Below are 14,786 nucleotides of genomic sequence, written 5' to 3' on the forward strand. Positions count from 1 at the left end.
GCGCGTCAACTAAAGCGGAATGTGATTGGCGAATTGGGCCGAGGTTCACCTCTCCCGAAGGGAGAGGTCGGATCGCATTGAAAATGCGATCCGGGTGAGGGGTTCAGGTCCCACTGGGTGCCGCACCCCCTCACCCGGATTGCTCTGGACGATGCTTCGCATCGCCAGGAGCAATCCGACCTCTCCCCGTTGGGGAGAGGTAGACCTGCACAGGCCGACTGGACTTAATTTCATCAGGCGCTACGCCTTCTTCGTCACGCCGAAGAGATCACCGAGCCACTGATAATAAACCGGCTGCTTCTCGTGCAGGGTGGCGCGGTTGTTGGGCGGGCGGTCGACGTTGCCCCAGAGATAGAGGCTTCCGGTCACCGCAAAAAACTCCTGCACGTTCTTCAGGACGTAGGAGTCGGGTGGATAGAGTTCGTTCTGCCTGGCGATGCCGTAGAAGCGCACAAGATCCGGATTCTGCAGCGCTCCCGGCAGGACGCGGAAATGATAGGCGTGGAGCAGCTCGTGCAGCAGCACCGGCTTCTCTGGCGCAACGACGGCCGCGTCAACCGTGACACCCTGGACCTTGGACGAGAAGTGGCCGCCGCCGTCGCCCTGTCCGGGCTTGACCGAGACCGGTTGGCTTTTGAAGAAGGTCATGATCCCGGGCTTCGCGCCGCATTCGACGACGATGTCGATCTGATGCTTCAGCGACGTGACGACGTCCTTGATATCGGGCTGGCTTTGCGCGGCGCTGGTGTCGACCGTGATGCCGCGATAGGTGAAGGTGGGTCCGCTCTGTGCGACCGCGGCCCGCGTGCCGAGCAGGACCGCAGCCCCCGCAAGCACGAGCCGGCGCCGGTCAAAATCCGTCATATGATGCCCCCGAATTCCCGCGCCAATTTCGCATGCTTTTGCGGCACTGGCCATGACGCGGTTCCATCACATCTGCGTTGGGGGAAATGCCAGAGGACATGCCAAGGGAAATGCCAAGGGAAATGCCAAGAGATGGTCGCCTGATCGGCAAACTTCCGACACATGATCGGGGCGAATAGCCGCTATCCGACATGACGCAGTGCTTCGCGGTCACGATTCCGCCGGCGCATTTCATTTATTTTGGGGAATCCGCGTGTCGCATAAGCTTGCCTCGGCGCTTGTCGCCGCCTTCATTCTCGCGCTCTCCTCTTTCTCCCCCGCCCGGGCAGAGCCGCCTGCGCCGGCCGCGAGCGGCATGGCCGCGCTGTCGCCTGACGAGGCCAAGCGGGCGCTGGAGACGCTCCAGGACGACAAGAAGCGCGCGCAAATGATCGATACGCTGCGCGCCATCGCGAATGCGTCCGGTCCGCAGCAGCCCGCGCCCGAACAGAAGTCGCCGATCCCGCTGTCGGCTGACGGCCTCGGCGCGCAGCTTCTGCTCACGGTGTCGGAGGAGATCGGCGAGATCTCGCGCGACGTCGCCGACATGGCGCGGACGCTCACGCATTTCCCGGCGTTCTATTACTGGATCGTCCGGACCGCCAACGATCCTGACGCCTATAATCTGCTGATCGAGATCGCCTGGAAGCTGGCGCTGGTGTTCGGCTGCGCACTTGCCGCCGAATGGGTGATTGTCCGCCTGATCCGGCGTCCGGTCGCTTTCCTCGAAGGGCGCGTGCCGCAGACCGCGCGCCTGCCGGTACAGACGCTACCGATTGCCGATCCGCCGTCATCGGTCGCCGATGTCACTCCGTCGCCGGAATTGCACAAGCGCAGGCACAGCCTGGCGCGGGTCTGGCAGCTGATGCTGCGGCTGCCTTTCGTGCTGGGGCGGCTGTTGTTCGAACTGCTTCCGGTGGTCGTTTTCGTCGGCATCGCGACCGCATTGCTCGGAACGGAGATCGGCGAGCCCGCGACCGTCCGCCTTGTGATCCTTGCGGTCGTCAACGCCTATGCGTTCTCGCGCGGGCTCATCTGCGTCGTTCGGGCGCTGGCCGGGCCGTTCGGCCTGTTTCCGGTGCGCGCCGAGACGGCAGCCTATGTCGAGATCTGGGCGCGCCGCATCGTCGGCGTCGCGGTCACCGGCATTGCATTCGCTAACGTGGCGCTGCTGCTCGGCCTGCATCGCGCCGGTTATGCCGCGCTCATCCGCATGGTGATGCTGGTCGTGCATCTCTTCGTCGTCGTCATCATCCTGCAATGCCGCCGCCAGGTCGCCGACGCCATTCGCGCGCCTGCGGACCGGCAGGGGATCGCGGCGCGCCTGCGCAACCGCATCGCCGGCGGCTGGCACTATCTGGCCATCGCGCTCGATCTGGCGCTGTGGGCGGTGTGGGCGCTGAACATCCGCAACGGCTACTCGCTGCTGCTGCAATATTTCGTCGGCACCATCGTGGTGGTGCTGATCACGCGGGTTGCGATCATGGTGACGCTGAGCCTGATCGATCGCGGCTTCCGCATCCAGCCGGAAATCCTCCAGCGTTTTCCCGGGCTGGAGATCCGCGCCAACCGCTATCTGCCGCTGCTGCGCAAGATCGTGTCCGGCGTGATCGCGTTCGTCGGCTTCGTCGCCGTGCTCGAGGTCTGGGGCGTCGATGCCATCGTCTGGTTCTATGGCGGCCAGATCGGGAGCCAGTTGATTTCCGCCCTCGCGACGATCGGCGTCGCCGTCTTCATCGCCGCGGTGATCTGGGAGGCCAGCAATGCGCTCTTGGACCGCCAGATCAACACGCTGTCGCGTGACGGGCATTATGCCCGCGCGGCGCGCCTGCGCACCTTCCAGCCGATGCTGCGCACGGCGCTGCTGTGCCTGATCGCCACCGTCGTCGGCCTCACGGCACTGAGCGAAATCGGCGTCAATGTCGCGCCGCTGCTCGCCGGTGCCGGCATCGTCGGCATCGCGATCGGCTTCGGTTCGCAAAAGCTGGTGCAGGATCTCATCACCGGCCTGTTCCTGCTGCTGGAGAATACGGTCCAGGTCGGCGATACCGTCAGCGTGTCGGGCCTGTCGGGCGTGGTTGAGAACGTTTCCATTCGTACGATACGCCTGCGCGCCGGCGACGGCTCCGTGCACATCGTGCCGTTCAGCGCGGTCACGACCATCACCAATGCCAGCCGTGGCGCCGGCAATGCCTCCGTCAGCATCAATGTCGCCTACAAGGAAGACACCGACCGCGCCGGCCAGATCCTCAAGGACATCGTCGAGGAGATGCGCCGCGAGACGGAATTCCGCCCGTTGATCCGCGGCGACCTCGAGCTCTGGGGTATCGACAAGGTCGATGGTGCCATGGTGTCGATCGTCGGCCAGATCCGCTGCACCGAGGCCGGCCGCTGGCCGGTCCAGCGCGAATTCAACCGCCGCATGAAGCAGCGCTTCCAGCAGAACGGCATCGAGGTGGCATCCGCGACCCAGAGCATTTTGATGCATGTCGCGCCACCGGCCGACGTCGCCACCAATCTAACGCCGCGGCGGGCGGCTGGATAAATTTCCGGCTTGCCTCCGTTCTTCCGGCAGCGTTCACTCGCCCTCCAGCCCGCTGATGACATGCGGGTGGCAAAAAGGGTGGGAAGAATGGTGCGGGGGCTGTGGGCCGGATTGCGCGGTCATGTGATCGTCATTTGCGCGTTGATCGGAAGTGTCGCGTGGACCGCACCGGGCTACGCCCAGTCGTTTCCCTCCCGTCCCATCACGCTGGTGGTGCCGTTTGCGGCCGGCGGGCCGACCGATACGCTGGCACGGATCCTGTCGGAGCGGATCGCAGCCGAGCTGCATGCGACGATCGTGGTCGAGAACGTCGCCGGCGCGTCCGGCAGCATCGCCGGCGCCCGCGTCGCGCGCGCAACGCCTGACGGCACGACCATCACCATCGGCCATTGGGGCACGCATGTGCTCAACGGCGCGATCTTCAAGCTGCCTTATGATGTCGTCACCGATTTCGAGCCGGTCGCGCTGGTCGCGATGGGCACACAACTGATCGTCGGCCGGAAGTCGCTCGAGGCCAACAATCTGAAAGAGATGATCGCTTGGCTGAAGGCCAATCCCGGCAAGGCGACCGCCGGGACTGCCGGCGCCGGCACCGGTGCGCATGTTGCCGGCGTGTTCTTCAAGGAGAAGACCGGCACCGACTTCCAGTTCGTGCCGTACCGGGGTGCGGGGCCCGCGATGATCGATCTCGTCGCCGGACAGATCGACATCATGTTCGACCAGGCCTCGAACTCGCTGCCGCAATACAAGAACGGGGCGATCAAGGCGTTCGCGGTGACGTCGCCGACCCGACTCGCATCCGCGCCCGACATTCCGACCGTCGACGAAGCGGGCCTGCCCGGCCTGTACATCTCCTACTGGCACGGCATCTGGGCACCGAAGAACACGCCGAATGAGATCGTCTCAAAGCTCAACGCGGCCATTGTCGCCGCGCTTGCCGATCCCGCCGTCAAGCAGCGCTTCGCCGAACTGGGCCAGGAGATACCGCCAGTGGACCAGCAATCGCCCGCCGCCCTCGGCGCCTTCCAGAAGGCGGAGACCGAGAAATGGTGGCCGGTGGTGAAGGCTGCGGACATCAAGCCGGAATAATCTTGCTGTCATGCACGCCTCCTCATCCTGAGGAGGCCGCGTAGCGGCCGTCTCGAAGGATGGCCGCGGGTGAGATCGGGGCCTTTCAAGGTTCGAGACGCGCGTGCCGCGCTCCTCACCATGAGGAGAACGAGCTGTTTTTCCGCGTTAAGCTTTGCCTCGGCTACCTGCTTTCCTCCCGCAAAAATCTCGCTGCGGTGCGAGATCACAATCGCGGCCCAAGGAGCAACGTCCTTGATCTCGATGGAGCGCTGGTCGACAATGGCTGCCCTTCAATAAGAAACTCCCTGGGGGAATTCGTGAATAGACCTGCTCGGGTCAGCACCCAATCGACATCGTCCGAGTCCGCGCATGGCATGGCCTTGCTGCGCGATCCCTTGCTCAATAAAGGCACAGCCTTCACGGAAGCGGAGCGCGATGCACTCGGCTTGCGCGGCCTGTTGCCGGCTTGTGTCCTGACGATGGAGACGCAGGCCGAGCGCGTGCTGACCAATCTGCGCACGCTGCCGACCGACCTCGAAAAATTCGTCGCGCTGAACGCGCTGCATGACCGCAATGAAGCGCTGTTCTTCCGCGTCGTCGTCGACAATATCGACGAGATCCAGCCGATCATCTATACGCCGACGGTCGGGCTCGCCTGCCAGAAATACGGCCTGATCTACCAGCGGCCGCGCGGCATGTTCATCTCCTCGCGCGATCGCGGCCAGATCGCGGACATCCTGAAGAACTGGCCCAATCCCGCAAAGCTCATCGTCGTCACCGACGGCGAACGGATTCTTGGCCTCGGCGATCTCGGCGCCAACGGCATGGGCATTCCGGTCGGAAAGCTCTCGCTCTATTCGGCCTGTGCCGGTGTGCATCCCGAGCACTGCCTGCCGATCGTGCTCGACGTCGGCACCAACAACGAGGAGCTCCTGAGCGATCCCTACTATCTGGGTCTGCGCGAACGGCGGCTGACCGGCGAGGCCTATGACAGCTTCGTCGACGAGTTCATGACGGCCGCGCGAAAGACGTTTCCCGACGTGCTGATCCAGTTCGAGGATTTCGCCAACCATTCCGCGTTCAAGCTGCTGCACAAATACCGCGACGAAGCCTGCGTCTTCAACGACGACATTCAGGGCACCGCAGCGGTCGCACTTGCCGGCCTGTTCTCGGCGCTGCGTGTCAGCGGCGGCAAGCTGCGGGATCAGCGCATCCTGTTCCTTGGCGCCGGCGAGGCAGCGACCGGTATCGCCGACCTCGTCGTCTCCGCCATGATGGCGGAGGGCGCAACGGAGGCCGAGGCGCTGCGGCGCAACTGGCTGGTGGATTCCCGCGGCCTCGTCGTCGGCGCCCGTGAGGGCCTGCACGGCCACAAGCTCCGTTATGCCCACAAGGATCAGGCGCCGATCGCCGACTTCCTCACCGCGATCAAGACGCTGAAGCCGACGGCGATCATCGGCGTTGCCGCGGTGGGTGGTGCCTTCACGCCCGAGGTGCTCAAGGCGATGGCCGAGCTCAACGAACAGCCGATCGTGTTCGCGCTGTCCAACCCGACCTCGAAGGCCGAGTGCTCGGCCGAGGATGCCTATCGCTACACCGGCGGCCGCGCGCTGTTCGCCTGCGGCAGTCCCTACGATCCGGTCAAGCTCAACGGCCGCACCTTCGTGCCGCGCCAGGGCAACAACTCCTACATCTTCCCCGGCGTCGGCCTCGGCGTCATCGCCAGCCGCTCACGGCTCGTGACCGACGAGATGTTCATGGCGGCCGCTCATACGCTCGCCAATTGCGTCGGCAAGGAGGATCTGGATCAGGGCAGCCTCTATCCCGCGCTGCCCCGCATCCGCGAGGTCTCGGCCCGTATCGCGGCCGCTGTCGCCGATGTCGCCTATCAGCGCGGGCTCGCCGACGGACCCCCGCCCAACGACGTGAAGGGCCTGGTCCAGTCGCAGATGTACGAGCCGAAGTACTGAGTGAGTCTGCCGGGAGAGTTCGGCCTGCATGGTTCGAGACGCCCGCTTTGGCGGGCTCCTCACCATGAGGGGCTGATATCTCGCCGCAAACGCGACCTCATCCTGAGGGCCCGCCGGAGGCGGGCGTCTCGAAGGATGGGCCGCAGGCAGTCTGCCGCCACGTTCTTCCGCATATGCGACAGCCTCGTTGGCGATTCCGGTTCCGCTGGAATCGCAATTGTTTGCCGTCGCCATATGTGCGACGCTGCGTAGCATTACAAGAAACTCAAGCCGCTAGGTAAGCCACCATGGACGATCGTTTGCCCGACCTGGGCGATCTCGAGCACGAGGTCATGCAATTGGTATGGGCCCATGGGCCGGTCACGGCCGAAATCGTGCGCGAGCGGCTATCGCGACGCCTGAAGGAATCGACGGTGCGGACGGTGCTGCGCCGGCTGGAGGAAAAGGGCTATGCTCGCCACACCGTGGACGGGCGCACCTATGTCTACCACGCCGCCGAGGAGCGGGCCCGCGTTGCGGCCAAGGCGGTGCAGCGGATCGTCGACTGGTTCTGCAACGGCTCGATGGAGGAGGTCCTCGTCGGCATGGTGGACAATGCGATGCTCGACCAGCAACAATTGCGTGCGCTGGCCGACCAGGTGGCCAAGGCGAAGAAGGCGAGGGGAGTGAAGAAAGAATGATCGCGGCTCTGGCTGAGGCGGCGTTACGCTCCTTCGCGCTGGGAGGCGTCGTCTGGATCGGTCTCATCCTGTTTCGTGTCCGCAATCCGCACGTCCACATGACGGCGTGGGTGGTCGTGCTGCTGGCATCGCTGGCGATGCCGTTCGTGATGCACTGGCCGACGCTCACCATCGACCGGATGCCCTTGTCCATGCCGGTGCCGGACGACACCTGGCCGACCGACTTCGCGATGCTGGAGCGGCCGCAGCCGACCCTGCCGATCGCGCCCGCTGGGGCCATCGCGCCGATGGTGAAGCGAGGCATCGCGATCGACTGGTGGATGGTCGCAACCGTCGCCTATGCCTGCGTCGCCGGCCTGCTGCTGCTGCGGCTGGCCATCGGCCTCTGCCTGACCTGGCGCATGGCGCGCGCGGCGAAGCCGGTCAAAAGCCGCGAGATGATCGATGCCGATGTGCGCGTCAGCCGCGACGTCGGCGGCCCCGTCACCTTCGGCTCGACCATCCTGGTGCCGCCGCAGTTTTTCAGCTGGGACGCGAAGAAGCGCCTCGCGGTGCTCGCCCATGAGGGCGCGCATGTCGCCAATGGCGATTTCTACGTCCTCCTGCTCGCCTCGCTCAACCGCGCGGTGTTCTGGTTCAGCCCGTTCTCATGGTGGCAGCTGGCGCGGCTGGCCGAGCTTGCCGAGATCATCAGCGATGCCCGGGCGATCGAGATGATCGACGACCGGCTGTCCTACGCGGAAATCCTGCTCGACGTCGCGTCCTCCGTGAAGCCGCGGCCGATGGAGCTTGCGATGGCGCAGGTGTCGACCGTGCGGGCGCGGATCGAGCGCATCATCGCGGCCGCCGCGCTGCCCGTGGCGGTCGGCTGGCGCAAGCGGCTGTGGATCGCGGCCGCGATCGTGCCGGTGGTGATCGTGTCGGCCGGCATGATCGCCTATCGCACGCCGGATCCCGTGCCCGCCGGCGCGGATCTCGGCGATGTGCCGGCGCAGCATTACCGTCCGTTCGTCAATTTCTACGCGATGGGCCCGGCCTCGGTGTTCGCCGTCTTCCGCGAGGGCGACGACATCTACGGGCAGCTCACCGGGCAACGCAGGCTGCGCCTGACCGTCGCCAGCGACGGCACGGCGTCCTATGCGGCGACGTTCGGCGAGATCACGTTCCCGATCGACGCGGAGCGCCGCTCGTCCGAGTTGACGCTGCGCATGAACGGCCGCGACGTGCGCGCCGTTCGCGTTGCCGAGATGCCGGCGCCGGCGACCGATCCGGTGTCGCTCGATCAATATGTCGGCTGGTACAAGGTTGCGCCGAACCGCGTGCTCACCGTGCGGCGCGATGGCGATATGCTGCAGGTGCAGGAGACCGGGCAGGGTCGATCGAAGATTCTCGCCGAAGGCGCCGATGCCTTTTCGCTCCACGGCGATCATCTCCTGATCTTCCTGCGCGATGATGCGGCCAACGTGGCGCGTGTGCTGGTCCAGAACGCCACCTCCGGCGCCCGCCTCGCGCAGCGGATCGATGCGGCGCAGGCCCAGGCGATCGAGGCCGAGTTCGCGCGCCGCCTCGCGGAAGTGCCTGACAGGTTCAGGGAACAGATTCCGGCTGCGGGCAGCAAGGAAGTGATCCTCAGGGGGATCGAGGATGTGCGCGCCGGCACGCCGAACTACGATCGGATGAGCGCGCCGCTCGCCGCCAGCATCCATCGTCGGCTCGACGAATTGCGCGCGACCTTCGCGGCGCTCGGTGCGGTCGAGTCGATCTTCTTCCGCGGCGTCGGGCCCGGCGGCTACGACATCTATGGCGCCAAGTTCGCGAACGGCACGGCGGAATTCCGCGTGATGCTCGAGCCCGACGGCAAGGCCGGCGACGTGATCTTCCGGCCCGACGGCAATGACGAGCTCGGCGGTATCGTCTCCTGCTCCGAGGAAGCGAATGTGCGCGGCCGCGCCGGCACCTCGCCGATCAGGATCATGCTCTACAACGAGACGGAGGACGATATTCAGGTCTTCAATCTCGGTGCGGATGGCGAGCGCAAGGCGCAGAGCGTCGTCAGGTCGGACATGACCTGGGTCGCGCTGACCACCGTGAACAATCCATGGGTCATTGCCGACAAGTCGGGCAAGTGCATGGAGATCGTGGTGCCGGGCCGGCAGACGCGCTTCCACAATGTCGAGGCCTCGAACGTCCTGGCACGGCCGGGCCGCGCATCGCGTCGCGCCGTCCCGATCGCCAATGGCGAGGCGATGCTGCGGCAATATATCGAGGGCATCGGCAAGGGGCAGCCGGACTACGACCACATGACGACCGAGGTCGCCAACATCACGCGTGCGCAGCTTCCGTTCGACCAGGCCATCGTGGCGCGGCTCGGGGCGTTGCGCGCGGTCTCGTTCCGCGGCGTCACCGCGCTCGACAGCGACATCTATGTCGCCCAGTTCGCCAATGGCTCGGCGGAATGGCGCATCGGCATCAGGAACGGAACGATCACCAAGATCGCGTTGGGGCCGAATTTCTAGCGGCGCGCCGGGACGGCGGCGCGATCGCGTCAATCGCGGCTTGCGCGTGGCCGCGGCGATCGCTACGGTATGTAACATTACGTTAGGTAGCCGGCCGCGGGCCCGGAATTCGGCGCGGCCCTCGCAAGCTGACCGGGTTCATGATGTGCATGCTGACGCAACGGGAGCTCGACTTTCTCGCCAGCCTGAAAACCGGCTGGCGGCTGCTCTATCGGCGTGAACTGATGCGGCTCGTCACCGGCGAGGTCGAGCGCGGCGAGGCGCGGCCGGAGACGCACCCGATCGTCTGGCGCGTCGTATCGAACTAGTTCCCCGCTCATCTGTACCGATTCAGGACAACTGTGGTGGAATCATCACAGCCGGCGCGAAACGTTGGTGGCCGCAAGGCCGCTTTTGTTCAGCCAAGGTTCTGCCCTCATTGCCCACCGAAACTCAGGGTTGTTCGGAGGGCGCATCATGTCATGCATTGCAAGTGCCGAAACTGCCCGAATTTCGCTGGCAACCTCGAGCCGGTTGCTGCTCGCGATCATCGGCGCCGCCTCGCTCGCGGCGTGCGCGCAATCACCGGCCGGTCGGCAAAGAGCCGATCTCGCTCCCACCACAAGGCAGACCGCGATCGAGCGTCCGCACCGGGTCGCGGCGCTGCATCCGCGTCCGATCTACCGGCCGCATCGGTCTCATGACGTCGCGAGTGCGAAGCAGACGTCGTCGCATGGCGTTGCGAGCTTCTATTCGGATACCGAGACCGCGAGCGGCGAGAAGTTCGACAAGAACGAATTGACCGCGGCCCACCCGACGCTGCCGTTCGGCACCAGGCTGCGCGTCACCGATGTCTCCTCCGGCCGCTTCGTGACCGTCCGTGTCAACGATCGCGGGCCGTTCGTCCGCGGCCGCGTGGTCGACATCTCGCCGTCCGCCGCCGAGGCGCTCGGCATGGTCGACAAGGGCCTCGCCAATGTCCGGCTCGACGTCGTGCAATAGAGCTTGATCCGCACACGCTGCGCTTAACCGGCTGTTAGCTGCTCTCCCGCACCATGGGCGCCCGGCAATTCGGGGCTTTGGGGGGAGACGGCGCTTGAACACGATCCAGTATCTCGAAGATCAGGCTGCGCGCGCCGAGCGACTTGCCAAACGGATCACGGATACGCTGACGATCGAAAAGCTCCTGACCTTTGCCGGCGACCGCCGCCGCGAGATCGAAGTCATCGCCGGCCGCCGGCGCGCCTGACGCCGTTTAGATCCATGCTCTGAACGCATCCGCCCTCGCTGCGGGCTGCGGAACTTCCTCTCCTCTCCGGCGTCATGTCAGCACAGACATGGAGGAGGAAGTCATGGGCTTTGGACGAGGTGCACTGCTCTGGTTGCTTGGCGTGCCGCTGCCGGTCATTCTGCTGCTGGCAATCTTCTGGCACCACTAGGGCTGTGATGCCGACACACGAAAAGCGCCGCGGAAGCGGCGTTTTTTGTTGGCTGCGATGATTGCGCGCGACGACAGTGCGCGTCAGCTATGGCTCTCGACGAAATCGCTGAGATAGTCGGGCAGCGTCACGCCGTCGATATCGCAGCGGGCCTGGATCTCATCGGCGATTTCGGTCGAGATGTCCTTCATCCAGTGCTCGAGCGTGTTGAACGAGATCACCTTGATCGGGTCGTTGAAGCAGCCGGCGACGAGTTCGCCGATGGTGGCTTCGAGATCGCTCCGCTCGATGCGGATCTCGGTCGCCTTGTCGAGGCGATCGATCACCACGAACAAGGTCTGGTCAGCGCCATAGGGCACGTCCGGGGATTTCACGCCAGCTTCAAGCATCTCAGACACTCACGCTTTTGGCTTCCGATCCCGGTTAACGGGAAAAACCGGAAGAAGGTTCCTGCGGAAATCACAGGACGCCAGCGAGACGCTTGCCGTGAGCGTGCGGTATTGGAATGTTCGTGCGGTCAGAGAAATTCCCGCAGCCGCGACAGCTCCAGGACGTGCTCCGGCGAGAGGATGTCCGTGACCAGCGGCGGCTGCGGCGCCGTGTGGATGTCATAGAGATGCCGGGTCGGCGCGGGCTTCTCCATGAAGGCCGAGATGCACTCGTCGAGCGTGCCTTCGCTCACCTGATAGGATACCCGGTCCGGCCGGCGCTGGTTTCCGAGCGAGGGCCATTTGTGCAGCACCGCGAGCGCGCTGAAATCGACCTTTGAATCAGCTGATACGCCACCCATCGTCCTCGCCTCACGCAAACAGGACCCCAACACACTCATCGGCGTGCTAGGGCCCATACGCATCGCTGCATCTCAATGCCACCCGCCGACAACGCGGTGGCCGGGAAAAGGTTCCCGGCCGATGGCGTCTCAACTCGCGGCTGCGGCGATTCTATGCCCTGGGCTCGCATGGCCCTGACTGGTGTCGTCGCCGCGGCTGACCTCGGGCGGAAGCCCGGCGAAGCGCCGCAAGGCTTCGGCCATCTGCACCCGGCCCTGGACCCCGGTGATCACCACGTCGACCATCGCAAAGGACGAGTGGAAATGGCCGTGCGCCTTGAGCTGCTCGACCGGGACGCCGGCGGCCGCCATCGCGTCCGCATAGGCGACACCCTCGTCGCGCAGCGGATCGAACTCGCAGGTTACGACGAAGGCCGGCGGCAGGCCGGCGACCTTGCCGCGCAGCGGCGAGACGCGCGGATCGGTGCGGTCGGCCGGCGAGCAGTAGAGGTCCCAGAACCAGTACATCAGCGACCGCGTCAGGAAGTAGCCGGTCGCATTGTCGTTGTAGGAGGGCCGGTCGAAGCTGCAGTCGGTGACCGGACACACCAGCAACTGGCCCGCGATCTCCGGCCCGCCGCGGTCGGGCGCGAGCTGGCAGGTGACGGCGGCGATGTTGCCGCCGGCGCTCCAGCCTGCCACCAGCACCGGGCCCGGCTTGCCGCCGAGCTCGACCAGATGCTCCGAGATCCAGCGCGTCGCCGCATAGCCGTCCTCGGCCGCCGTGGGGAAGCGATGCTCCGGCGCGTGGCGATAGCCGACGCTGACAAAGGTCATGCCGGTTCGCCGCACCATGTCGCGGCAGAACGGTTCGTCCGACTGCTCGTCGCCGAGCACCCAGCCGCCGCCGTGGAAATAGACGACGACCTGATGCGGGCCCGGTGTGGCCGGCTTGTAGACGCGATAAGGCAGCGGGCCGTCGGCGCCGGGCAGGGTGCCGTCGACGATTTCGCCGATCAGCCGTCCCGCCGGCCGGCCCTTGTTGAACTCGTTGACGAAGGCGCGCGCGCCGATCGCGCCCATCGACTCGATCGGCGGCAGGTTCAGCGACGCCAGCAGATTCAGCACCAGCCGCACATCGGGCTGCAGCTTCACCACCTCGCCGTCATTGCATTGCGCGGCGACGTTGGGACCGGTGAGCTTGAAGCCGAGCATGCCGCGGCTCGTCACCTCGTCGCAGATGCTGCGATAGGGACCGACGCCGCCGGTATAGGGCATCAGGCCCTGCACCTTGCCGGGCACGTTGGCGCCCGTGTACCAGGTGTTGGCGAGCCGGTGCAGCGTCACCATCGAGCAGTCGGTCATGTGCCGGCCCCAGCCGGCCTGCGCCGTCTCGGTCGGCTCGATCGTGGTGAAGCCGGCATCGCGCAACGCTTTGAGCCGATCGACGACCCAGTCGACATGCTGCTCGATCGACACCGCCATGTTCGACAGCACCGACGGGCTGCCGGGCCCCGTGATCATGAAGAAGTTCGGGAAGCCCTCGACCGTCAGACCGAGATAGCTCTGCGGTCCCTGCGCCCAGACATCGGTGAGCGACTTGCCGTTGCGCCCCGTGATCGGATGCACGGCGCGGATCGCGCCGGTCATGGCGTCGAAGCCGGTCGCAAATACGATGACGTCGACGTCGAAGCTGCGCTTGCCGGTGGTGATGCCGCCTGCGGTAATCGCCTTGATCGGCTCCTGGCGCAGATTGACCAGCGTGACGTTCGGCCGGTTGTAGGTCGCGTAGTAGTTGGTATCGAGGCAGGGACGCTTGGCGCCAAAGGGATGATCGTGCGGCATCAGCGCCGCAGCTGTCTCCGGATCCTTCACGGCCGCCGAGATCTTCTCGCGGATCAGGTCCTGGACGATCTTGTTGCCGTCGACGTCGACGCCCTGATCGGCCCAGAGCTGCGTCAGGATGTGGACGAGGTCGCCGGCTGCCCAGGCACGTTCAAACCGCTCACGACGTTCGGCATCGCTCAATTGCCAGCTCACGACGGTTTGCTGCGGATAGGGAACGCCGGTCATCGATTGGCGCGCCTGCTCGCGATAGGCCGCGCGGTCGCTCTGGAACATGTCCCTGCGATCGGCCGGCGAGGGGCCGTTATGCGCAGGCAGCGCGAAATTCGGCGTGCGCTGGAACACGGTGAGGTGCGCGGCCTGCTCGGCGATCAACGGGATCGACTGGATCGCCGACGATCCCGTGCCGATCACGGCGACGCGCTTTCCGGCGAGATTGACGCCGTCATGCGGCCAGCGTCCGGTGAAGTAGACCTGGCCCTTGAAGTCCTTGACGCCGTCGATCTCCGGCGGTTTGGGCGCGGAGAGGCAGCCGGTGGCCATGATGTAATGGCGGCAGGAGACTGGCGCGCCGTTGTCGGTGCTGAGCTGCCAGCGCTCGGCCTTCGCGTCCCATCTGGCTTCGGTGACCTTGGTCTTGAAGCGGAAGTCGCGGCGCAGATCGTAGCGGTCGGCGATGAAGCCGAGATAGCGCAGGATCTCGGGCTGGGTCGCGTATTTTTCCGACCAGGTCCAGACCTTGTCGAGCTCCGGATCGAACGTGTAGCTGTAGTCGATGGTTTGGATATCGCAGCGCGCGCCGGGATAGCGGTTCCAGTACCAGGTGCCGCCGACGTCGCCGGCTTCGTCGAGACCGACGGCCGAGAGGCCGGCCTTGCGCAGGCGATGAAGAAGATAGAGGCCGGCAAATCCGGCGCCGACCACGGCAACATCGACCTGTTGGGTTGTTCCACTCGCCGCCTTGGACTCACGTGCGGCGACCATTGCGTCCGGCATGGTATTCCTCCCGTGTATTTTGTTTTGCCGGCAGGCTAGTCCTGCAGGCCCGGCTTGTCATCAGAGCAAGTGC

General features: G+C 65.4%; 12 protein-coding genes. 8 read left to right on the top strand and 4 right to left on the bottom strand.

From position 1 onward, the window contains the following. Window positions 1-240: 240 nt before the first annotated feature. A complete protein-coding gene (locus QA645_RS12375; protein ID WP_283050494.1) occupies window positions 241-864 on the bottom strand; it encodes a hypothetical protein in 624 nt (207 codons plus the stop codon). Between the two features lie 253 nt (window positions 865-1,117). Between QA645_RS12375 and QA645_RS12380 the strand changes: the two genes are divergently transcribed. The 8 genes from QA645_RS12380 (at window position 1,118) to QA645_RS12415 (ending at window position 10,913) form a co-directional block, all read left to right on the top strand. Further along, entirely contained in the window at window positions 1,118-3,448 is a 2,331-nt protein-coding gene (locus tag QA645_RS12380) for a mechanosensitive ion channel domain-containing protein (RefSeq protein ID WP_283050495.1), read from the top strand. A 90-nt stretch (window positions 3,449-3,538) separates the two neighbouring features. Next, a complete protein-coding gene (locus QA645_RS12385; RefSeq protein WP_283053166.1) occupies window positions 3,539-4,537 on the top strand; it encodes a tripartite tricarboxylate transporter substrate-binding protein in 999 nt (332 codons plus the stop codon). A gap of 356 nt (window positions 4,538-4,893) precedes the next feature. After that, window positions 4,894-6,489: an NAD-dependent malic enzyme gene (locus QA645_RS12390; protein WP_254196308.1), complete on the top strand. Its 1,596-nt coding sequence runs from the start codon at window positions 4,894-4,896 to the stop codon at window positions 6,487-6,489. Window positions 6,490-6,776: 287 nt separating this feature from the next. Next, on the top strand, window positions 6,777-7,169 hold the full coding sequence (locus QA645_RS12395; protein ID WP_148753097.1) for a BlaI/MecI/CopY family transcriptional regulator: 393 nt from the start codon (window positions 6,777-6,779) through the stop codon (window positions 7,167-7,169). After that, on the top strand, window positions 7,166-9,685 hold the full coding sequence (locus tag QA645_RS12400; RefSeq protein WP_283050500.1) for a M56 family metallopeptidase: 2,520 nt from the start codon (window positions 7,166-7,168) through the stop codon (window positions 9,683-9,685). Before QA645_RS12395 ends, QA645_RS12400 begins: the two co-directional genes overlap by 4 nt. 149 nt (window positions 9,686-9,834) lie before the next feature. Further along, the gene (locus QA645_RS12405; RefSeq protein WP_283050502.1) at window positions 9,835-9,993 is read left to right on the top strand and encodes a hypothetical protein; all 159 of its coding nucleotides are present in this window, start codon (window positions 9,835-9,837) and stop codon (window positions 9,991-9,993) included. A 148-nt stretch (window positions 9,994-10,141) separates the two neighbouring features. Further along, window positions 10,142-10,666 carry a septal ring lytic transglycosylase RlpA family protein gene (locus QA645_RS12410; RefSeq protein WP_283050504.1) on the top strand — a complete coding sequence of 175 codons (525 nt, stop codon included), beginning with the start codon at window positions 10,142-10,144 and terminating at the stop codon, window positions 10,664-10,666. Between the two features lie 94 nt (window positions 10,667-10,760). Continuing rightward, complete coding sequence (locus QA645_RS12415) at window positions 10,761-10,913, top strand: hypothetical protein (protein ID WP_254133258.1); 153 nt, start codon at window positions 10,761-10,763, stop codon at window positions 10,911-10,913. 273 nt (window positions 10,914-11,186) lie between these two features. Here QA645_RS12415 and QA645_RS12420 read toward each other — a convergent pair whose 3' ends face one another. The 3 genes from QA645_RS12420 to QA645_RS12430 all read right to left on the bottom strand — a co-directional run bounded on the left by QA645_RS12420 (window position 11,187) and on the right by QA645_RS12430 (window position 14,713). Next, on the bottom strand, window positions 11,187-11,492 hold the full coding sequence (locus tag QA645_RS12420) for a hypothetical protein (RefSeq protein WP_254133257.1): 306 nt from the start codon (window positions 11,490-11,492) through the stop codon (window positions 11,187-11,189). 128 nt (window positions 11,493-11,620) lie between these two features. Continuing rightward, window positions 11,621-11,893: a hypothetical protein gene (locus QA645_RS12425; protein ID WP_283050506.1), complete on the bottom strand. Its 273-nt coding sequence runs from the start codon at window positions 11,891-11,893 to the stop codon at window positions 11,621-11,623. Between the two features lie 129 nt (window positions 11,894-12,022). Continuing rightward, window positions 12,023-14,713, bottom strand: a complete 2,691-nt coding sequence (locus QA645_RS12430; protein ID WP_283050507.1) for an alpha/beta hydrolase fold domain-containing protein — start codon at window positions 14,711-14,713, stop codon at window positions 12,023-12,025. Between the last annotated feature and the right edge of the window lie 73 nt (window positions 14,714-14,786).

Source organism: Bradyrhizobium sp. CIAT3101, assembly GCF_029714945.1.
GTDB lineage: Bacteria > Pseudomonadota > Alphaproteobacteria > Rhizobiales > Xanthobacteraceae > Bradyrhizobium.